Origin of the sequence: Bombilactobacillus bombi (assembly GCF_003522965.1) — a bacterium.
Classification (GTDB): Bacteria; Bacillota; Bacilli; order Lactobacillales; family Lactobacillaceae; genus Bombilactobacillus; species Bombilactobacillus bombi.
The window spans coordinates 911,065-931,480 of record NZ_CP031513.1; the positions used below are offsets into that span (position 1 = coordinate 911,065).

Annotated in this window: 19 protein-coding genes; 1 reads left to right on the forward strand and 18 read right to left on the reverse strand. The window is 36.6% G+C overall.

Translation table 11 applies throughout. The features are described from left to right. Positions 1 to 8 precede the first annotated feature (8 nt). The 5 genes from prfB to DS830_RS04730 all read right to left on the reverse strand — a co-directional run bounded on the left by prfB (position 9) and on the right by DS830_RS04730 (position 6,500). A protein-coding gene (gene prfB, locus DS830_RS04710) for a peptide chain release factor 2 (RefSeq protein ID WP_240366837.1) occupies positions 9 to 1,128 on the reverse strand; the annotation gives its coding sequence in 2 pieces (ribosomal slippage) (positions 9 to 1,055 and positions 1,057 to 1,128; 1,119 coding nt in all). 181 nt (positions 1,129 to 1,309) lie between these two features. Continuing rightward, on the reverse strand, positions 1,310 to 3,670 hold the full coding sequence (secA, locus tag DS830_RS04715; RefSeq protein WP_118908436.1) for a preprotein translocase subunit SecA: 2,361 nt from the start codon (positions 3,668 to 3,670) through the stop codon (positions 1,310 to 1,312). Positions 3,671 to 3,812: 142 nt separating this feature from the next. Continuing rightward, positions 3,813 to 4,361 carry a ribosome hibernation-promoting factor, HPF/YfiA family gene (gene hpf / locus DS830_RS04720; protein ID WP_118902583.1) on the reverse strand — a complete coding sequence of 183 codons (549 nt, stop codon included), beginning with the start codon at positions 4,359 to 4,361 and terminating at the stop codon, positions 3,813 to 3,815. Between the two features lie 164 nt (positions 4,362 to 4,525). After that, positions 4,526 to 5,209 (reverse strand): ComF family protein, encoded by a 684-nt coding sequence (locus DS830_RS04725; RefSeq protein WP_118908437.1) that lies wholly within the window; start codon positions 5,207 to 5,209, stop codon positions 4,526 to 4,528. Then, on the reverse strand, positions 5,202 to 6,500 hold the full coding sequence (locus DS830_RS04730; RefSeq protein ID WP_118908438.1) for a DEAD/DEAH box helicase family protein: 1,299 nt from the start codon (positions 6,498 to 6,500) through the stop codon (positions 5,202 to 5,204). Before DS830_RS04730 ends, DS830_RS04725 begins: the two co-directional genes overlap by 8 nt. Between DS830_RS04730 and DS830_RS04735 the strand changes: the two genes are divergently transcribed. Next, positions 6,476 to 7,165: a YigZ family protein gene (locus DS830_RS04735; RefSeq protein ID WP_240366838.1), complete on the forward strand. Its 690-nt coding sequence runs from the start codon at positions 6,476 to 6,478 to the stop codon at positions 7,163 to 7,165. The genes DS830_RS04730 and DS830_RS04735 overlap by 25 nt on opposite strands. On the opposite strand, the gene DS830_RS04740 is transcribed toward DS830_RS04735, so the two are convergent. From DS830_RS04740 to DS830_RS04800, 13 genes are all read right to left on the reverse strand, one after another. Beyond that, positions 7,166 to 8,248 carry a glycosyltransferase family 4 protein gene (locus DS830_RS04740; RefSeq protein WP_118908439.1) on the reverse strand — a complete coding sequence of 361 codons (1,083 nt, stop codon included), beginning with the start codon at positions 8,246 to 8,248 and terminating at the stop codon, positions 7,166 to 7,168. 96 nt (positions 8,249 to 8,344) lie between these two features. Beyond that, on the reverse strand, positions 8,345 to 9,910 hold the full coding sequence (rny, locus tag DS830_RS04745) for a ribonuclease Y (protein ID WP_118908440.1): 1,566 nt from the start codon (positions 9,908 to 9,910) through the stop codon (positions 8,345 to 8,347). A 122-nt stretch (positions 9,911 to 10,032) separates the two neighbouring features. Beyond that, the gene (gene recA / locus DS830_RS04750; RefSeq protein WP_118902597.1) at positions 10,033 to 11,127 is read right to left on the reverse strand and encodes a recombinase RecA; all 1,095 of its coding nucleotides are present in this window, start codon (positions 11,125 to 11,127) and stop codon (positions 10,033 to 10,035) included. Between the two features lie 41 nt (positions 11,128 to 11,168). Continuing rightward, a complete protein-coding gene (locus DS830_RS04755; protein WP_118908441.1) occupies positions 11,169 to 11,699 on the reverse strand; it encodes a nicotinamide-nucleotide amidohydrolase family protein in 531 nt (176 codons plus the stop codon). Between the two features lie 105 nt (positions 11,700 to 11,804). Next, positions 11,805 to 12,386, reverse strand: a complete 582-nt coding sequence (pgsA, locus tag DS830_RS04760; protein WP_118902603.1) for a CDP-diacylglycerol--glycerol-3-phosphate 3-phosphatidyltransferase — start codon at positions 12,384 to 12,386, stop codon at positions 11,805 to 11,807. Between the two features lie 5 nt (positions 12,387 to 12,391). Then, the gene (locus DS830_RS04765) at positions 12,392 to 13,228 is read right to left on the reverse strand and encodes a helix-turn-helix domain-containing protein (RefSeq protein WP_118908442.1); all 837 of its coding nucleotides are present in this window, start codon (positions 13,226 to 13,228) and stop codon (positions 12,392 to 12,394) included. Positions 13,229 to 13,279: 51 nt separating this feature from the next. Next, positions 13,280 to 14,005 carry an elongation factor P 5-aminopentanone reductase gene (ymfI, locus tag DS830_RS04770; protein ID WP_118908443.1) on the reverse strand — a complete coding sequence of 242 codons (726 nt, stop codon included), beginning with the start codon at positions 14,003 to 14,005 and terminating at the stop codon, positions 13,280 to 13,282. A 7-nt stretch (positions 14,006 to 14,012) separates the two neighbouring features. Continuing rightward, a complete protein-coding gene (gene yfmH / locus DS830_RS04775) occupies positions 14,013 to 15,263 on the reverse strand; it encodes an EF-P 5-aminopentanol modification-associated protein YfmH (protein WP_118908444.1) in 1,251 nt (416 codons plus the stop codon). Beyond that, positions 15,256 to 16,542: an EF-P 5-aminopentanol modification-associated protein YfmF gene (gene yfmF, locus DS830_RS04780; RefSeq protein ID WP_118908445.1), complete on the reverse strand. Its 1,287-nt coding sequence runs from the start codon at positions 16,540 to 16,542 to the stop codon at positions 15,256 to 15,258. Before yfmF ends, yfmH begins: the two co-directional genes overlap by 8 nt. After that, positions 16,535 to 18,817 carry a DNA translocase FtsK gene (locus tag DS830_RS04785; protein WP_118908446.1) on the reverse strand — a complete coding sequence of 761 codons (2,283 nt, stop codon included), beginning with the start codon at positions 18,815 to 18,817 and terminating at the stop codon, positions 16,535 to 16,537. Before DS830_RS04785 ends, yfmF begins: the two co-directional genes overlap by 8 nt. A gap of 135 nt (positions 18,818 to 18,952) precedes the next feature. After that, positions 18,953 to 19,696, reverse strand: a complete 744-nt coding sequence (locus DS830_RS04790; RefSeq protein WP_118908447.1) for a 3-oxoacyl-ACP reductase — start codon at positions 19,694 to 19,696, stop codon at positions 18,953 to 18,955. Further along, positions 19,693 to 19,917, reverse strand: a complete 225-nt coding sequence (locus DS830_RS04795) for a DUF2829 domain-containing protein (protein WP_118902621.1) — start codon at positions 19,915 to 19,917, stop codon at positions 19,693 to 19,695. Before DS830_RS04795 ends, DS830_RS04790 begins: the two co-directional genes overlap by 4 nt. Continuing rightward, entirely contained in the window at positions 19,904 to 20,410 is a 507-nt protein-coding gene (locus DS830_RS04800) for a QueT transporter family protein (protein ID WP_118908448.1), read from the reverse strand. The genes DS830_RS04795 and DS830_RS04800 overlap by 14 nt, the downstream gene beginning before the upstream one ends. Positions 20,411 to 20,416: the final 6 nt, after the last annotated feature.

Genomic DNA, 20,416 nt, shown 5'->3' on the forward strand with positions numbered 1-20,416 from the left:
TTCTCGTTTTAATTGACATTACTTTGACTTAATTCCCATTGCAGATAGGAATAAATAAATGCATCCAAATCACCATCCATTACGGCTTGACCATTTCCGGTTTCATAATTAGTACGATGATCTTTGACCATTGTATAAGGATGAAAAACATATGAACGAATTTGTGAACCCCAACCAATTGCAGATTGTTCACCCTTAATTTGAGCTTCGCGCTCCTTTTGAGCTGCTAGTTCACGTTGATAAAGTTTGGCGCGCAACATGTTCATTGCTGTTTGACGATTTTGTAATTGCGAACGCTGAGCTTGAGAACTAACTACAATTCCTGTAGGCAAATGAGTAATTCGAACAGCAGAAGAAGTTTTATTGATATGCTGCCCACCAGCACCACTAGAACGAAAAACATCAATTCGTAAATCATCAGGATTAATATCAACTTCAATACTATCATCAAGTTCAGGCATCACTTCAACTGAAGCAAACGAAGTATGGCGACGACCAGCTGCATCAAATGGAGAAATTCGAACTAAGCGATGTACACCACTTTCCGAACGCAATAAACCATAAGCATTATGTGCCTTAATCATCAAAGTTACACTTTTAATCCCTGCTTCTTCGCCAGCTTGATAATCTTCTACTTCAATTTGAAAATTATGCTGGGTGGCCCAACGTTCATACATGCGCAATAACATTGATCCCCAATCTTGGGATTCTGTGCCGCCAGCTCCCGGATGTATTTCTAAGATGGCATTGTTGGCATCATAAGGGCCACTTAATAATAGAGTGATTTCATATTGGTGTAGCTGCTGTTCTAATAATTGCAAATTTTCAGTTAGTTCGTGGCGTAATTGTTGATCACTATCATCTTCTTGTAGTAATTCTAAAGCCACCTCAGCATTTTCTTGTTGTTCCTGCAGCTTGATAAATGTATCATACTGATCTTTCAATTGATTAGTTTCATTAATAATTTTTTGCGCTAATTGTTGCTGATTCCAAAAATCTGGCTGAGCCATCTTTTGTTCATTAATCGCAATACTTTCTTTTAGGCCATCTAAGTCAAAGAGACCCCCTAAATTGATTAATTTTGGCCGCAGATTGTTCTAATTTGTTTTTAAATTCTGCAATTTCCATTTTCATTCTCCATCTTATTAAAATTCTAAAAAAGAGGACCGTGACAAAATATTTATCACAGTCCTTCCCAATGTCATTTCAATTTTTACAAAATATTCGTAGAAAAATTCAGCTTAATTGTTGCTACAAAGCAGGACTCAACTTACATTAAGCAACAATAAATCACTTTTTACCAAGTAATTTATCTTTGAACATTTTGGCGAATTTCTGCTTTCATAAATAGACGTGTCACATCATATTCAATGTCTGCAATCATTTGTTCAAACATTCTGAATCCTTCTTCTTGATACTCAACCAATGGATTCATTTGTCCATAACCACGTAATCCAATAGATTGACGTAATTGATCCATTTCATCAATATGATTGGTCCAATGTTCATCCACAACTCGTAAAATAACAACTTTTTCAAATTCCAGCATTTGTTCATCATTTTGTAATTGTTGTTGCTTTTGGTGGTAATTATCTAAAGCAAAGTCATCTAACAATTGATATATTTCTGCTTGAGACTTGCCATCTAAATCCTTACGTTGCAACTGTTTCGGACTAATCATTGCAGTAATAGCAAAGTCATAAATACCATCTAAATCCCAATTTTTAGAATCACCATTAGTCCGCGAATCAACTTGGCTGCGAATTGTCCGCTTAATCATATCTAATAAGATTTTTTCTAGACTCTGCTTTTCTGTAATAACTTGCATACGTTGCTTATAAATAACTTCCCGTTGTTCACGCATAACGTCATCATACTGCAAGGTATTCTTCCGCGTATCATAGTTATTTCCTTCAACCCGCTTTTGGGCAGATTCAACTTGCCGGCTCAGCATCCGACTTTGAATCACTGTATCTTCGTCATAGGCTTTAGTATTTTCTAGCCACTTTTTGGCTCTTTCAGAACCAAAACGCTTCATTAAATCGTCTTCTAACGACATATAGAAAATGGTTTCCCCAGGGTCACCTTGCCGTCCTGAACGTCCACGCAACTGGTTATCAATCCGCCGAGATTCATGGCGCTCAGTACCAATAACACATAATCCGCCCAATTCTCTAACACCAGGTCCTAATTTGATATCTGTCCCACGACCAGCCATATTAGTAGCAATAGTCACAGCGCCCCGCTGGCCGGCTTTGGCAATGATTTCAGCTTCTTTGGCATGATTTTTAGCATTTAAGACTGCATGAGGGATATGCTCTTCATCTAAACGTTGCGATAGATATTCTGATGTTTCAACGGCCACTGTACCAACCAAAATTGGCTGTCCCTTAGCATGACGCTGTTTAATATCTTCTACAACAGCTTTAAACTTACTTTTGATAGTCAAATAGAGCATATCAGGATGATCAACTCGAGCAATAGGCTTGTTCGTTGGAATCGTAATAACTTCCATGTTGTAAATTTCCCGAAATTCTTCTTCTTCGGTTTTAGCCGTTCCTGTCATTCCGGATAACTTATCATACATTCTAAAGAAGTTTTGATAAGTTATGTTAGCCATGGTTTTGGTTTCATCCTGAATTGGTACGCCTTCTTTGGCTTCAATTGCTTGATGTAAGCCATCAGAAAAGCGCCGACCTTCCATTACCCGTCCAGTAAAGGAATCAACAATCATAATTTTTTTGTCAGTAACCACATAATCTTTATCTTTATCCATTATATAGTTAGCTCTTAAAGCTTGATCAATATGATGGTTTAACAATGTATTATCGATATCATAGAGATTTTTTAAACCAAAAGTTTTTTCACCTTTACGAATTCCACTTTCGGTTAAACCAATAGTTTTTGTTGGCCAATCGATTTTATAATCGTCAGGTACTAAAGTTTTCACAAAATGATCAGCACGCAGATAAAGTGCTGTAGATTGTTCTGCTTGTCCTGAAATAATTAACGGTGTTCGCGCTTCATCAATCAAAATCGAATCAACTTCATCGACAATCGCATAATTTAATGGCCGTTGAACCATTTGTTCTTGATAAACCACCATATTATCACGTAAATAATCAAACCCTAATTCACTGTTCGTTGAATAAGTAATATCACAGTTATAAGCTTCGCGTTTTTCATCAGGACTCTTAGAATTTAAATTCAATCCTACTGATAGTCCCAACCAATTATACAAACGCCCCATTTCAGTAGCATCACGTTGTGACAAGTACTCATTGACCGTTACTACGTGTACACCTTTACCAGTCAAAGCATTCAAATATACTGGTAAGGTAGCTGTTAATGTCTTACCTTCACCAGTTTTCATTTCAGCAATATTACCTTCGTGTAAAGTAATACCACCAATTATCTGAACATAAAAAGGGTATAAACCTAATACGCGCTTAGCACCCTCACGCGCAGTGGCAAAGGCCTCTGGCAAAATATCATCTAAGGTTTCTCCCTTTTGTAAACGTGCTTTAAATTCTGGCGTCTTCGCTTTTAAATCTTCATCTGAAAGTTGCGCATATTCATCTGCATAGGCTGTTACTTTATCGGCTATTTTGCCCATGCGCTTGACTTCGCGCTTATCACTTTCAACCCATTTTTTAATTGGATTTCCCATTTATTTAAATCTCTCCTGTACTTTTACATATCTACAATATCTTATCATTTTACCACTAATAATTAAACCAATATTAATTATTGGGTAGAAAAAAGTGGCTGGAACTTAATTATAATCGTTCCAACCACCAGATAATCTTAGACTATTCTCCAGTTTCAATCAAACCATATCGGCCATCATTGCGTTTATAAACAATGCTGGTGCCATTAGTTTTTGCATCTTCAAAAACAAAAAAGTTATGACCTAACATATCCATTTGTAAGACTGCTTCTTGAGCATCCATTGGTTTCAAAGAAACATGCTTAGTTCTAACAATAGCTAAATCGTCACTAGCTTCTGCTTCAGTGTCACTTGGTCCAACTAAATTAAAGTCTTTAATTCCTTTTTCGCGTGACTTGCGATTAATTTTAGTTTTAAATTTCCGAATTTGGCGTTCTAATTTTTCAAATACAGCATCAATGCCCTTATACATGTCAGGGTCAATTTTTTCTGCACGTAAGGTTAAATAAGGCATTGGAATCGTGACTTCTACTTTGGTACTTTTAGTGCCATATACCTTTAAATTGACATGGGCAATTGGATTTTCAGTATCTTTAAAGTATTTATTTAAATTTCCCAGACGCTTTTCAATATAACTTCTAATAGCGTCAGTTACCTCAATATTTTCTCCGCGAACATTGATTTTTAACATCAGAAACGCTCCTTTAAGGTTATTTGGAAATGAGACAAAGATTGATATTCAATAATTTAAATATCAATATAATCATTCCCACTATTACCTATTAAAAATATTTTGTCCCAAATCCCCTTATCTGTATTATAGATTTTTTTGTAATGAACAACAACTATTAATTACTAACGCGCTAAAGAAAGTGAGGATATCTGTCCTTGATAACCTTGCTGGCGTAAACAATCACGCGCATGAAAAATTGTCCGCCCAGTAGTATAAATATCATCTAAAATTGTTACTTGTGTGGCTTGTAAAATTGCCGCATAGTTTTGGTTAAAGTCAAAAAATTGTGGGGTTTTTAGACGTTGCTGGCGATTTTTTTGTGCTTGTGGCGTGCTGGTTGGTAACTTGATTAAAGCAGGAGTTAAGTTGACAAGATCGCCAAAAATTCCCTTGACGGGATCAAATTGTCGTTGTTGCCAGTGATTTTTCTGCGTTGGTACATAAATAAAAGGTGGTTGCCATTGGCGTAATACTTGTTGTAGATAAGATTGAAATACTAGACGTAATACATAATCGCCATAACGTTTATAACGCTTAAAATAATCATGCATGGCCAAATTATAACTAAATATTGCTTGATGCTTAAAATTATGATATCCCAATGCTTGCCAATATTTACAATCAGGACATTGCTTTGATTTATCTTGCTGACGAAAACAAGTAGGACAGTGTGGTGCTTTAATTTGGTGAAATTCAGCCCCACATCGTGAGCATAAAAAATCTTGCTTAATTTTCTTACCGGCAAAGATTTCTTGTGGTGTTAGTTCATGGACAATTTCATCTCGACACAATAAACAATTATTCATCCTGGTTTAACCTTCTAATCTGGCGAATAGCTTGGTCAATCGCTAAAGTATATTGCTTAGCAAAAAATATAACCTGATTATCACTATGTTCAGCACTCCGCCCTGCACGACCTGCAATTTGAATTAAAGTTTGTGTATTAAAGCGACGTGAGTCGGCTTGCCAAACCATAACATCAATATTAAAAAAAGTAACACCCCGTTCTAAAATAGTTGTAGTTACTAATGCCTGCCATTGATTATCTCGAAAAGCTTGGACCTTCTGTCCACGTAAGGGATCTTTAGTATGGACAAAAGTTTGCTGTAAATTCGGTAATTCTTGGTGCAACAACTGTGAGATAAATTCCGCTTGTTTAATACTATCTACAAAAAGCAAGAAACGCTGTTGTTTTTGATATAAAGTGGTAATACTGTGCAATAATTGCTCATTCAAACAGTTAAATCGTTGACGCCAAATTAGTCGAAATTGTGGTTCTGGTAAATCATGTCCATGAAAGCGCCGGTTCAAAAGACTATAATTTAATTGTCCTTGAGCTATTTGCTGCTGATATTCTGGGCTAGGAGTAGCTGATAAATAAATTAGCGTATGACGCTTTTTCACTGCTTGTTGGACTGCTTGGTGCAATAATGGATTATTGACATAAGGATAAGAATCACACTCATCTAAAATTAATAAATCAAAAGCTGCACGAAACTTTAATAATTGATGGACAGTACAAATCAAAATTTGCGAATAATAATAATGATTTGCACCTTGACCATGTAGTAGACTAACTCCAGTAGTCCTAAAGGCTGCTTTAATTCGTGGATAAAGTTCATTGCACACATCAACTCGCGGAGCAGTTAAGGCAATTCGTTCACCTTGCCTAATAGCTTGCGCCAACATGGCAAATAACATTTCCGTTTTGCCACTGCCTGTTACAGCCCATACTAAATGTTCTTGCTTGTTCATCTGCACTTGACAAAGTTGACAAGATATTGCGTGTTGCTTAGGAGTCAATGTACCTGTCCAAGTTAAGGGATGCGGTGGTACTATAAAATCATTTTGTTCCGGATATGCTATTAAATAGTCCTGATTAGTTAAGCGTCCTAAAACTAGGCATTCCGGACAATAAAACAACTGTGGCGTGATACTATAAGTGCTTTGACAATTGACCATTTGACAACGTTGACAGCGAAATTGATCATTGGCTAAACTAATTAAAGCCGGAAATTTTTGTGGATGTGGATTATCTTTAGTTGTTACAATTAAACGTCCAGATAAATCTTTTGTTTCTTGCAAATTATCACCCATTAATTAATTACACCTGGAAAGGAGATTTTACTATCAAAACTTATATTACAATCAAAGAAAATTACCAACATGAATTAATAATAAAAAAATCCCGTTTTATTACCAATTTAGCGCGCGTTCAGACTCCGGAAGCTGCTCAAGATTTTATTACCCGTATTAAAAAACAAGAATATAAGGCTAATCATAACTGCAGCGCCTTTATTGTCGGTGATCACAACCAATTTCAACATGCCAATGACAATGGAGAACCAGCGGGCACAGCAGGAATTCCGATGTTAGAAACTTTACAACAAATGCAAGTCCAAAACGTGGTAGCTGTTGTTACGCGATATTTTGGAGGCATTAAACTAGGAAGTGGTGGTTTAATTAGAGCTTATCGCCAAAGTGTCTCCCAAGCTATTAATGCTGTAGGACGTGTTCAAGGCATCCAACAACAAGAACTATTAGTCACTATTGCCTACAATAAGTTAGATTCACTCATGTATTGGTTACAACAACAACATCTTGTAATTGCCAATACTAGCTATACTGATCAAGTAATCTTGACCATTTTAGTGAATAAAAATCAAATCGAACAAACAAAAAAGGACTTGAACAATTTATTAAATGCTCAAATCCAAATGGAATTAGGAAATACAACTTTTAATGAAATTCCCTTAGTTTAATTAGTGTTTTTCCAAACGTTTAACTAAGTGTTGAATAGCATGAAGCAACGGTTGGCGATTTTCGCCAACTAATCCGATTGATTCTACAAATAATTCTAATCCGACTAAAGCAGCAATTGTTAATAAAATGCCTCCCCAGAATGAAGAAACTGGATATAACAAAGCAATAAAAGAAAAAACTAATGATAAACCATAAATTACCAAAACCGTTTGACGATGGCTTAATCCTAACTGCATGAGACGATGGTGTAAATGATGGCGATCAGCTTGTGAAATTGGTTTATTATTTAAAAATCTGCGCAACATTGCATAAATGGTATCAGTAATGGGCACTCCTAAAATAACAATAGGGATAATTAAAGATACAAAAGTAACATTTTTTAACCCTTTTAAGGAGAAAACTGCAATCATAAAACCGATAAACAACGCTCCTGTATCACCCAGAAAAATTTTGGCGGGATGAAAATTATGTGGTAAAAATCCTACGAGTGAAGCCACCAGCGCAAAAATCCAAATGGAAACATACGTATCTGTAGTAGTCAAAAAGAAGTAGCCAATTATCCCCATCGTAAAAAGTGCAATTATTGATACACCCGTAGCTAAACCATCCAAGCCATCAATTAAGTTAACTGCATTAGTAATTGCTAAAATCCAAAAAATAGTTACTGGTAAACTTAACCAACCTAATTGAAACGAACCAATAAATGGAATTACAACATACGTCATTTTAATTCCAGCCAAAAAATAAATTACCAATGCTGCAATAAAAATCCCCAACATTTTTTGTGAAGGTTTAAGTTCTCGGATATCATCAATTAGACCCGTTAAAATTATAATGCATTCTGCCAAAAAGACGCTAAATAACTCGTGCGTCGGAAATTGCGGTCGTAATAGAACAAAAGTTGAAAAAGTAAATGCCAAAAAAATAGCCAAGCCCCCCACAGTAGGCATTGGTTTTTTATTAACACGCCGGGCATTGGGTTTATCAACTGCTCCTAAAACAAAAGCAAGCTTGCGCACGAAAGGAGTTATTACTGCTGCAATAATCATAGTTAAAAATAATTTGACGATAATATTAAACATTGTGTAGCAAGCCCCTTTCACATACTATGAATTATAATAGTTAGCGCGAATTTATACAACTTATACTCCTAATTTTAAAATAAAAAAGCTTATGCCCTATTTGGCATAAGCAATTTTTCTAGTTTCCCTAATTACTGTTACTTTGATATGTCCTGGATATTCTAATTCTTTTTCGATTTGATTTTTAATCTTTCGAGCTAGAATTGTTGATTGGTTATCAGAGATTTTGTCAGGTTTAACCATAATTCTAATTTCACGTCCTGCCTGAATTGCATAACAATGATCAACGCCATCATAGCTATTAGCAATTGTCTCCAATTTTTCCAAACGATGAATATAATTTTCCATTGATTCAGAGCGAGCACCTGGACGTGCAGCTGAAATTGCATCAGCTGCAGCTACTAACATTGCAATCATTGAAGTAGGTTCAACATCTCCGTGACTAGCGGCAATTGTATTCACTACAACTTTAGGTTCTTTGTATTTAGTAGTAACATCGACTCCAATTTCTACGTGTGAACCTTCAATTTCATGATCCAAGGCTTTTCCAATATCATGTAACAGCCCTGCGCGTTTCGCTAAAGTTTCATCTTCACCTAATTCAGCAGCCATTGTACCAGCAATTTTTGCAACCTCAATTGAATGACTCAGAATATTCTGGCCATAACTAGTCCGAAAGTTAAGTCGACCAACAATTTTAATTAAATCAGGATTCATATTATGAATTCCCAAATCATAGACTGTTTGTTCGCCTAACTCTCTAATTCTAGTATCCATCTCTTTACGAGACTTATCGACCATTTCCTCAATTCGTCCAGGATGAATGCGCCCATCAGAAATTAATTTTTCCAATGTTAAACGTGCTATTTCACGGCGAATTGGGTCAAAACCACTCAAAGCCACTGCTTGTGGCGTATCATCAATAATAACATCAATACCCGTCAAAGACTCAATGGTTCGAATATTACGGCCTTCACGACCAATAATTCTTCCCTTCATCTCTTCATTGGGCAAAGCGACAGTTGTGACAGTTGATTCTGATACCGTGTCAGCAGCCGATTGTTGAATAGCTTCAACTACTAATTGCTTGGCCTTTTTCTTGGCATCTTGCTGGGCTGATTCTTCACTAGCACGAATGAGCTGCGCTTTTTCTTGAACCAGTTCATCATTCAATTGATTTAAAAGAAAATCACGCGCTTGTTCGTGAGTCATACCCGCAATTTCTTCTAGCTTTTGCTGCTGTTTTTCTAAGGTTGAAATTACTTCTTTTTGTTGATTCTCTAATTTTTGTTCTGTACTATCAATTTTTTCCTCGCGTTTTTCAAGAGAATGTTCGCGTTGATCCAACGAGCTATCCTTACGATCTAAGGTGTCTTCTCGTTGTAACATTCTGTTTTCCTGACGCTGAAGTTCTTTGCGTCGTTCACGCAAGTCATCTTCTTGTTGCTGACGATACTTATGACTTTCTTCACGCGCCTCAATTAGTGCTTCTTTTTTAGCTGAAGCAGCATCCTTTTTAGCCGTTGCAATAATACTTTCAGCAGACTTACCAGCTTGCTTCAAGCTATTTTCATAAGCACTTTTCCGCACAAAAAAACCGATTACAGCACCAATTATTAGCATCAAAACTGCGACCGCGAGGACAGCGAGATTAAATGACATTTGCTTACCTCCAAGTCACATTGTACTAGTTTGGCTTTAAAAATATTTTAGGTACATAATAATATTATGGTTTATTGGTCCAACTGTCAACGATGTTTGCTCAATAAAAAAAGAAGAATCCTTTAAGATTCCTCTTTGACAACTGTTTTATCTTTAGTTTTAGCTTTATCTGCCTTATTTGGAGCTTTTTCTTCAGATTCCTTAGAATCTTCCTGAGTTAAGTCAGAATCCATTCCATAAGCAACCCGAACTTTTTGTTTAATTTCAGCTTTTAAATCAGGATGTTCATCGAGATACTTTTTAACATTTTCGCGTCCTTGGCCAATTCGCTCATTATTGTAAGAATACCAGGAACCACTTTTTTCTACGATATCTTTTTCAGCACCCATATCAACAATCTCACCAGTCTGCGAAATTCCTTTGCCGTACATCATATCTACATGAGCTACTTTAAAAGGAGGTGCTACTTTATTTTTGACTACTTTGATTTTAACACGATTACCAATAACGTCAGAACCATCTTTGATTTGTTCGGCTCTGCGTACTTCTAAACGAATAGTAGAATAAAATTTTAATGCCCGACCACCAGGAGTCGTCTCAGGATTACCAAACACAATCCCAACTTTTTCACGTATTTGGTTGATAAATAAAGCAATAGTTTTGGTTTTGTTAAGTGTACCTGATAATTTACGTAAAGCTTGGGACATTAAACGTGCCTGCAAGCCCACATGGGAATCTCCCATCTCTCCATCAATTTCTGCTCGAGGAACTAAGGCCGCAACTGAATCAATAACCAAAATATCAACAGCACCACTAGAAACTAAAGCGTCAGCAATTTGTAGTCCTTGTTCACCAGTGTCTGGTTGGGATAACAACAAATTATCAATATCAACTCCTAAAGCTGTTGCATAAGTTGGATCCATCGCATTTTCGGCGTCAATATAGGCTGCTGTGCCGCCGTTTTTTTGAACTTCGGCTACTGCATGCAAAGCTACTGTGGTTTTACCAGAACTTTCCGGTCCATAAATTTCCACAATTCGGCCACGGGGAAATCCACCTACGCCTAATGCATCATCTAAAGCCAAAGAACCGCTGGAAACTGTGGAAATTTGGGTTTGTGCATTTTCACCAAGACGCATTACTGCTCCTTTACCAAAATCCTTTTCGATTTTTTTCAAAGCAATGTCTAATGCTGCTTGACGTTCATCTTTTGCCAAAAAAATACCTCCTCATCGAACACATGTTCTCACATATAGTATTATAAGCTATTAGCTACCATATTGAAAGCTGCAACCACACTTTTTTTACGCACATCAGCTCGATTGCCCGCAAACTTAAATTGTTGCGCTACAGTTGTTGTTGGACTGTTAACTGCAATCCACACAGTACCAGCTGCATGTCCTTCTAACGATTCTGGACCCGCAGCGCCAGTTAGACCAACACCGAAATTGCTATTAACAATCTGAGCACTGTGAATTGCCATTTGCATGGCAGTCCATTGACTGACAACTCCATGCTCTTGCAATTTTGTTGCTGGAATATCCAAAAGTTGAGCTTTCATCTTTAGCGAATAAGTGATAAATCCGCCCTCTAGAACCTTAGATGCGCCCGGCACCGAAGCCAAAGTAGCTTGAAAAAGGCCAGCAGTTAAACTCTCAGCTGCTGTAATTGTTTGTTTTTGTTGTGTTAATTGCTTAACCACAAATTGAAACAGAGAATCATATTTCTCCAAAACAAAGGGTGCGCTACTTGTCTGAGACTTCTTGAATTCTTGCAACAGTTCTTGCATGATATCACCTTCTATTTATAATTACAATTTTTAAACTTAATATTTTTAAAATAAAAAACGAGACTTTTTGACGACTTGTTCCGCCAAATGTCTCGTAATCTCGACTTATTTAAAATCAGCGTAATATTGCTTATTTTGAATCAAATAATCATAGGCAGAATATATTGTAAAAATTAAACAAATATACAACATAATCGTTCCAAAAGGCAAATGCCAATAACTAAAGAGCGGATCATTTAACAATAAGAAGACAATCGCCAGCATTTGAGTAGTTGTCTTGATTTTTCCAGGCATTTGGGCAGCCATCACTTGGCCTCCTTGCTCAACAATCAATAACCGCAAAGTCGTAATCAGCAATTCTCGACAAGCAATAATTGCTACAACCCATGCAGGAGCTTGTTTATTAGCAGCCAAATAAATGAACGCCGTCAAAACCAGCATTTTGTCTGCTAAAGGATCCATAAATTTACCAAAATTAGTCACCAAATGTTGACTGCGAGCAATTTTACCATCAGCCAAATCAGTTAAAGAAGCAGCTACAAAAATCACCGCCGCAATTAAATACTCCCAAGCAACACTTGTCCCTAAAAACTGTACTTGACCTAAATGAAAGTTAATTGACATAAAAATCATAAAAATTGGAATTAAGATAATGCGAACAACAGTCAATTTGTTTGGTAGATTCATAATAATTACTCCTTAATTGAAAGCGTGTAAGTGTGGACGGTTCCCACTTGATGTTCTGATACTGGTAATTGAACATCATTCAAATAAATTTCAGTCGAAGCAGCGTTACCGGTTTTAATAGAAATTTTTTGAACATCAGCTTGTAAATCTACATCGTGACTCGAACCAGCATTGACAACCCCTTGCCATAACGTTTGTCCTTCATCTCCAGTATTCACAGTAATCCAAGCATCCGCATTAGTGGCAGTTAAACGTAGATTATGTGCACTGGCAGATTGCCAATTAGTCACGACAAAACCATCTGTTTGTTTATTATCAGCTTTAATCTTTAATTGCTGCTCAGAAGCCGGTGCTTTTTTAGTTGTATCTGCTTTTTTCTTTGCTTTTGTTGATTTATGTGTTGTAGGTTTTTTTGTTTCTACTTGTGTTGTCTTGGGAATCTGATGTGCATTTTGACTATGCACTTTGGCCATTACTAACCCGATTAAACAAACAATTACTACGACTACTGCTAAAATACTAATCTGTGGTAAATGATTGCGAATGCTATTCCATAGAGTTTCTTTTTTAGGCTTTGGCGTTTCTGGCTGAACTTCCTCTGGCTGAACTTGGGGAATTTCATCGCCAAACTCCTGTAATAAAGCTTTACTATCTAAACCAACGCTTTCGGCATATTGCTTCACAAAAGCTCGAACATAAAAGTCTCCTGGTAATTGATCGAATTTTTCTTCTTCAATTGCTACCAAATAGCGCTTTTGAATCTTGGTTTTCTTTTGTAAATCATCAATTGTGTAGCCCCGTTCCAAACGGGCACTGCGTAATTTTTCTCCTATTTCACCCATGATAAACCACCGTTATTTATTTAATTTGAGTATAACACAAAATTTAATAATTTATTCTAACCAACCACCAGTAATATATAATGTTTGGCCTGTTAAATATTGAGCTTGTGGCGATAATAAAGCATGCACCCAATAGCTAATATCTTCGCCTTCAGCTAGGCGTCCCATCGGAATTTGCGCACGCAATTGTTCTTTATTAGCCGCAGAAAATTGAGCCAGCATCGGCGTATTAACAGCACCAGGTGCAATAACATTAACTGTAATACCTAAACTGGCAACTTCCTGTGCGTAAGCTTGTGCAAATGCCGATAATGCGCCTTTTAAAGTGCTATAAATAACTTCCATCGCACTCCCACGTTTGCCGTAAACAGACCCTATTAACACAATTCGTCCATTTTGACTCTGAGCTAGCTTTTCTTGCAGTTGCTGAATTAGTAACAAGGGCACTTTCAAATTGACATTTAATAATTGGTCAAATTTAGCTTTGGGCACTTGCGAAAATAACCGATAATCAGTGATACCTTGAGCAGCAATCAAAGCATCAATACTAAAAATACTTTCAACTATTTTGGGAATGCAATCAGTTTGGTTAAAGTCAGCTGCAATTATTAAAAAATCCTGCTTGGGAAATTGACAACGCCAATCTGCTACATTTTTTTGTAATTGATCTAAGTGTTGATTTCCTTGTAAATACAATGACCAGCCACTTTTAGCCAGATCATAACTGATTTTTTGACCAATTGCGCCACTAGCACCTAATATTAACGCCCATTTCATTAATAATCTACTCCGGATATAAAATTGTTTTAGTAAAATTATGTGGTTGTAAGACCTTTGTAGCCAAAGATATTAAATCTTGTACCTGAACTTGACTTAATAGTTGTGGTACTTGATTAATCTCTACTCCGTAAAAGTCTAATTCAGCCGCTTCCGTGGCCAAATTTTCTAAATAATCTTGCGCAAATAGATAAGAACCAATACTATCACGTCTAATAATTGCCATATTATCTGCGGTTAATTCTTGACGAAAACCATCATGAAATAAATATTCTTCTATTTGGGCAGCTAATTCTTGCGGATGTTGAGTTTCCCCACTAATCAAAATGAAAGCATACTGGCGTTCAACTATTACATTATACCCAAAAGAATCATCAAGCAAACCATCATTTGATAAATTTTGATGAAATTCTGACATATCGCCAAATATTAATTCCAATAACAAGTCGAGATGGTTTTGCAGCAAAATCATTGTTGTCAAATCAAAATATGCCGTATCAACCCTCAATCCAATCATCAGATGAGGCCGTTGAGCTTTAAAATGAATTATTTGTTGATTTTTAACAGCGTTGAGTTGCGGTTGCATTCTAATGGGACTAGCACCTTGACGTTGCACTAACTGTTGTAAAGATGTATTTTGCTGCGCTAAGTTCAAAATGCAATCTTGTACTTGTTTTACATCAACATTACCTGCCAAATATAATCTTAAATTAGCAGGATTATAATATTTTTGATAAATTGTCTGTAAAGTGGCAGGTGTAATTTGCTTAATGGAAGAAATACTACCTGCAATATCTTGAGCAATTGGATCATCTGGAAATAAATTATTTAAGGTAGTTTGCTCTAAAATCCAATCGGGCATGTCAGCGTACATTTGAATTTCTTGAGCAATAATTTCTTGTTCACGTGCCACATTTTGCGGAGTGAAATAAGGATGACTAATTAAATCAAGCAGTGTAGTTAAATTCTCAGAAACATGACCAATTGTTTTAAACAAAAAAGCTGTCTTTGTATAACTAGTAAAAGCATTAGCATCAGAGCCAAATTGAGCAAACCGCTGTGAACTATCATAACCAGGTTTAGCAAACAATTTATGCTCCAAAAAATGGGCCGCTCCAGCCGGTATATCTGCAAAAGTATCTAATGAACCAAAATCAACCATTGCAATAGCATAAGTTTGATTAAATTGAGTGTTGACTAATGCCCTAATTGGAAAATTTAATTGCTGGCTAATCTCAATTACTTCTAAATTATCCATTTACCTTCTCCTTTTTTGCTTTTTCTGTGCCTAACAAGCAAAATTCAGCAATTTCGTGCAAATGACTTGCAGCTTGATGAATATCTTGCAAGGAGACTTGTTGAATTTTTTGTAGATAATGTTCATCATCTATCATAATTCGTGGATTTAATGCTTTTAGTAAGAGTTGATTGGCCGGTGTAGCAATACTGTCTGCTAATTCCAAGCGTTGATTAATTAAAGCTAACTTAGCGTGTTGCAATAAATCTTCTAATTGTTCAGTTGCTAAAGTAGCAATTTGTTGTGAAATAATTTGTTTTGTTTGGGCCAATTTTTCAGCGCTGATACCTGCATAAATAGAAATAATCTGCTGATATGAATTGACATTACTGTAAATTGAATAAGCTAACCCTGCTTGTTCACGCACCTTTTGGAACAATAAGGATTGATCATCGCCACCTAGCATCATATTTAAAACTTGTAAAACAGACTTACGCGCAGGCACTTGATAAGCTAGTGCTAATTGACTTTGTTGAATCTGTTCTTGTCTTTGCTGAACAAGAGGTTCCTCAGTAAAATTCAGCAGTGACTTCATTTGTAAATTAACTGATTGTTGTCGTGCTTTTAATTGCTGTAGATAGCTGGTTAATTGCGTGATAATACTTTGATCAACATCCCCCACTAAAGTGGCAATTACACGATTAGTCTGTAGTATAGTTTGATATTGTTGCCAAAGTTGTTGTGGAGATACTTGCTGCAACTGCCTTAAAGTCCCAAAAGCAGGAATCGCTAATTCAGGATAATTTTGATAAATTAATTTTTGTAAATCCAATGAAGCTTGTAGTGAATAATTATCAGCAATACTTGCATAAGCGTTAACCAAATTAGTCTGTTCAATTTGAAAAGCTTGTTGAGAAAATTGTTTTTTAGTCTGATTAGCATTGGGATGTAACAAGCATTCCCACAACAACTTTTGTGCTGCAGAGAAAATTTCTTCATTGTCATAACTAACAGGCGCACTAATGGCTAAAGACAAAACATTAAGATTTTGCAGAATAGTTGTTTTAGCAGTTAATTCGGCGCCATATAGAGATGATAATTGCCGTGATAATAATGATTCTTTTGGCCAAGCGGCACTAGAACGCTGTAGCATATTGGCTAACAAACGACGGCTGGTTGTAGAATTTAATTCTTGTTCAGCCACAAAATTAACTTCTAAACGGGCTACATGAAATTTAGTGGTTGGCAACCATAAAATTTCTATTCCAGGTGCTACTTGAAAAGTTTGAATATCATTCATCTGTTTGTTCTTCTTCTCCTGGTTGTTTAATTAAGACCTTGCGCGGTTTCGCGCCACGAGCTGGTCCAACAATGCCTCTTTCTTCCATATAATCTACTAAACGTGCCGCACGATTATAACCAATTTGAAAACGACGCTGCAGCATGGAAACACTCGCTTTTTGTTCATGGGCTACTAAGTCAATGGCTGGTTGCCAATATTCATCATCAGGCTCATCGCTTTTTGCTTCTTTACTATCTGGATCAGCTGGTATCATTTCTTCATCATATTCAGCTGCTTGTTGATCACTCACAAATTTTACTACGCGTTCCACATCTTCAGAAGAAATATAGGCGCCTTGAATTCGTTGCGGCTTGGATTGTCCAATCGGTTCAAACAACATATCACCACGCCCTAAAAGCTTCTCCGCTCCCGGAGAGTCCAAAATCGTACGTGAATCAACATTACTAGATACTGCAAATGCCATTCTTGAAGGAACGTTGGCCTTTATCAAACCTGTAATTACATCAACTGACGGCCGCTGTGTAGCAATAATTAAGTGCATGCCTGCAGCTCGAGCTTTTTGGGCTAAACGGACAATTGAAACTTCCACCTCGTGGCCAGCTGCCATCATTAAATCTGATAACTCATCGACAATAATGACAATATAAGGTAATTTTTCCATGACAGGATTATTTTTGTCACTATTATTTACTTCAGCTGCTTGGTTGTATTCTTCAATTTTACGATTGCCCGTTTTTTCAAACAATTTATAACGCCGTTCCATTTCATTAACAGCCTTTTGCAAAGCCCCAGTAGCACGCTTGGCTTCAGTTACTACAGGAATTAATAAATGAGGAATGCCGTTATAAACACTTAATTCTACCATTTTGGGATCAATCAGAATTAACTTAACTTCTGAAGGACGAGCTTGCATTAAAATTCCAGTAATAATTGTATTGATAGCCACAGACTTACCACTACCAGTGGAACCTGCAATTAATAGATGGGGTAATTTAGTCAAATCACACATTGCAATTTGGCCATAGACATCTTTCCCCAAAGGAACAGCCAAAATATGGCCTTCGTGTTGTGGCTCATGTTCGACAATTTCGCGAAAAGATACCACTGATGGATGTTGATTAGGCACCTCAATCCCAACATAAGGCTTGCCAGGAATAGGTGCTTCAATTCGGATATCTTTAGCGGCTAAGGCTAAAGCCAAGTCATCAGCTAAATTAACGATTTTGCTAACCTTAACACCTACGGCAGGTTGAACTTCATATTTAGTTACAGTTGGCCCTAAAGTGGCCTTCTTTACTTCTACTTGAACACCAAAACTATCTAAAGTTTGCTTTAACTTTTTACGATTAGTATCAATTAATTCATATTCTGAAGATTGATCCGTTTCGGGAATTTTAGTTAATAAGTCAACATTAGGCAATTGATAATCACTATTATCTTGCTGTCTAATCACTGGTTTAGTTTCGACTTTGGCGTCAACAGCAGCTGTTTTACTTGGTTGCGATTGAACTGGTTGGGGACCTTCAATTTCAAAATCATCTTCAGCCTGTTCCAAAGGCATTTCCGGTATTGTCGGTTCAGCAAAGTCATGCACTGGTGTCGGCGACTTTTTAGCTTTAGATTTAGCTGTTGCCTTAACTTGTTTTTGATGTTTGGCATAAGCAGTTTTGAAATATTTATAAGCGTGCTGTAGCCAAGAAACTGCTTGTTGTCCGATTTGAACTACTTGCGCAAACTTCACATCAAAAAACATTAATCCGCCCATAAATGCTAATAAAGTACAAATCAAAAAAGTCCCAATTGTGGAGAATAGCGGTCGAGAAATACTAAATAATAACGCTCCTAACATTCCTCCACCAACATCGGTCGCTACTTGATTATTCTGCATATCATTAACGATTAAACGCCATGAAACTCCTAAAATATCATTATTTAACGCTAGTTTTTGAAATAATACCGCCTGCATCATAGCCAAAATACTTGTAAGTAATAACAATACGCCGAAAGAACGTTTAAACCCGAGGTGAGGAACTTTGCCTAGACCAAACATCACAATTCCTAAAATAACAAGGATAATTGCTAAAATTTGAAAACAATCGCCAACTGCTATTCGATAAATATTAGCCCAAAAACGGCCGACTAAACCTAATTTAAAACCAGCAAAAATTGAAATAATTACGATAAATAGACCAATTATATTAATTGTATAATTGGCAGAAGTTTTCTTTTGCCGTTTTGTAGTTTTCTTTTTTGTTTTCCGTTTAGTTGCCATCTTTGTCTCCTGCAAATTAATTCATCTTATATTATTGCATAAGATAGCTATTAACGACGACCTAAAAGCTATTTTTTAATGTTTTTTTAAGACAAAAGAAAAGACGGACAACGTCCGTCTGATTAAATTGCTATATTAAATTTCTTTACCGAGCGAAAAGCCACCATCAATCGGTAAAACTGCTCCATAAATATACTCAGACACTGCACTCGCAAGAAATAATGTTGCCTGCGCGATTTCTTCTGGTTGAGCATATCGTCCAATTAAGGTCTGGCGTGCTACTTTTTTAGCAGTATCAGTATTAGTGTTGAAATCTTCTTGTGTCATTGGCGTTTGAACAGCTCCAGGAGCTAGACAATTAGCCCGGATCTTGAATTTACCATAGTCAAAATTCAATTGTTTTGTATAACCTACAATAGCATGTTTACTAGCCGTATAAGCTGCGCCACCGCCACTAGCCATGAAACTTGCAATGGAGGCCATATTAACAATAGTTAAAGGGCGCTGAGCAGCTAAACTTTTCGCAATAAAAATATTGCAAACTAAATACATACTTCGTAGATTAGTATTTAAGACTTGATTCCATAACTGCTCATCAGTAGCTAATGAAGGTTGGTAATCATCCAAGATCCCCGCAGTGTTACAAATAATATCCATCCTAGCTAATGGCTCTAATGTCACTTTCACATCAGTGGCCTGCATTAAATCAAGTTGAATAAAATGAAACCGAGCATGTTCAATATTAGCTACGTGCAAATCAATGCCATAAACCTCACAGCCTTGCTCTAAAAATAAGCGACATTGGCTGGCGCCAATCCCACTAGCACAACCAGTCACTAACACTCGTTTGTCTTTTAAGTCTGGATAAATGGCTTTCATGAAACTAATTGCCAGTCATCAGCCAAAATATCACAGGAAGTTGGCTGAAATACTGAAAAGGCTGGTGTTTCATCCGTTTTAATTAAAAAATAAGGATTCACAGCTTCTCCTTGATACTGGGCATCAGTTATTTCAATAATATATTGCTCACCGCTCGTCCAAGATTGGCGCACAACTTTTTTCCCTTGTTGCAATTGTTCTAAAGCTTTAGTGAACGGCATGTCTAATAACTTCTCCCTTACTAAAATCAATTTTACGACTAATAATATCAATAATGATAGCTCCTATAATCATTGAGAGCATTTCCCCAGCAGAAACCGTTACCCAAGTCCACACTAATGGTAACTTCATAAACAAATGCATCTCCAGAGCTACTAAAAAGGTCCCTGGTATCTGACAAACGGTCGCAATGGCATATTTTTGCCATTTTATTGATGTTTTACTACCGAAATACCAGGTTAAGCAAGTACCAATAATCGTGCCAGCTGTTCCAAAAATTAAATCAGGCATTCCTACAGTAGAAAATAAATTTGTAATGAAACATCCTAAAGTTACTGCAATAATATATTTCTTGTTAAAAGCTGCCAGGTGATTAAACAACTCTGCAAATCTAATTTGCACGGCGTTAAAACTTAACGGTGCAAACAATAAAGAAATTGCAACATATAATGCAGCAACGATTGCGGGCAAGGCCCAATTTTTACTTTTTTGCATAATATT

Excerpts from the sequence above, each read along its gene's own strand:
- DS830_RS04725 (WP_118908437.1), bottom strand. The coding sequence starts at position 5,209 with ATGAATAATTGTTTATTGTGTCGAGATGAAATTGTCCATGAACTAACA.
- DS830_RS04790 (WP_118908447.1), bottom strand. The coding sequence starts at position 19,696 with ATGAAAGCCATTTATCCAGACTTAAAAGACAAACGAGTGTTAGTGACT.
- yfmF (WP_118908445.1), bottom strand. The coding sequence starts at position 16,542 with ATGAATGATATTCAAACTTTTCAAGTAGCACCTGGAATAGAAATTTTA.
- yfmH (WP_118908444.1), bottom strand. The coding sequence starts at position 15,263 with ATGGATAATTTAGAAGTAATTGAGATTAGCCAGCAATTAAATTTTCCA.
- secA (WP_118908436.1), bottom strand. The coding sequence starts at position 3,670 with ATGGGAAATCCAATTAAAAAATGGGTTGAAAGTGATAAGCGCGAAGTC.
- DS830_RS04785 (WP_118908446.1), bottom strand. The coding sequence starts at position 18,817 with ATGGCAACTAAACGGAAAACAAAAAAGAAAACTACAAAACGGCAAAAG.
- rny (WP_118908440.1), bottom strand. The coding sequence starts at position 9,910 with ATGTCATTTAATCTCGCTGTCCTCGCGGTCGCAGTTTTGATGCTAATA.
- DS830_RS04755 (WP_118908441.1), bottom strand. The coding sequence starts at position 11,699 with ATGCAAGAACTGTTGCAAGAATTCAAGAAGTCTCAGACAAGTAGCGCA.
- ymfI (WP_118908443.1), bottom strand. The coding sequence starts at position 14,005 with ATGAAATGGGCGTTAATATTAGGTGCTAGTGGCGCAATTGGTCAAAAA.
- hpf (WP_118902583.1), bottom strand. The coding sequence starts at position 4,361 with ATGTTAAAAATCAATGTTCGCGGAGAAAATATTGAGGTAACTGACGCT.
- DS830_RS04730 (WP_118908438.1), bottom strand. The coding sequence starts at position 6,500 with ATGGGTGATAATTTGCAAGAAACAAAAGATTTATCTGGACGTTTAATT.
- DS830_RS04795 (WP_118902621.1), bottom strand. The coding sequence starts at position 19,917 with ATGCCGTTCACTAAAGCTTTAGAACAATTGCAACAAGGGAAAAAAGTT.
- DS830_RS04740 (WP_118908439.1), bottom strand. The coding sequence starts at position 8,248 with ATGTTTAATATTATCGTCAAATTATTTTTAACTATGATTATTGCAGCA.
- DS830_RS04800 (WP_118908448.1), bottom strand. The coding sequence starts at position 20,410 with ATGCAAAAAAGTAAAAATTGGGCCTTGCCCGCAATCGTTGCTGCATTA.
- pgsA (WP_118902603.1), bottom strand. The coding sequence starts at position 12,386 with ATGAATCTACCAAACAAATTGACTGTTGTTCGCATTATCTTAATTCCA.
- DS830_RS04765 (WP_118908442.1), bottom strand. The coding sequence starts at position 13,228 with ATGGGTGAAATAGGAGAAAAATTACGCAGTGCCCGTTTGGAACGGGGC.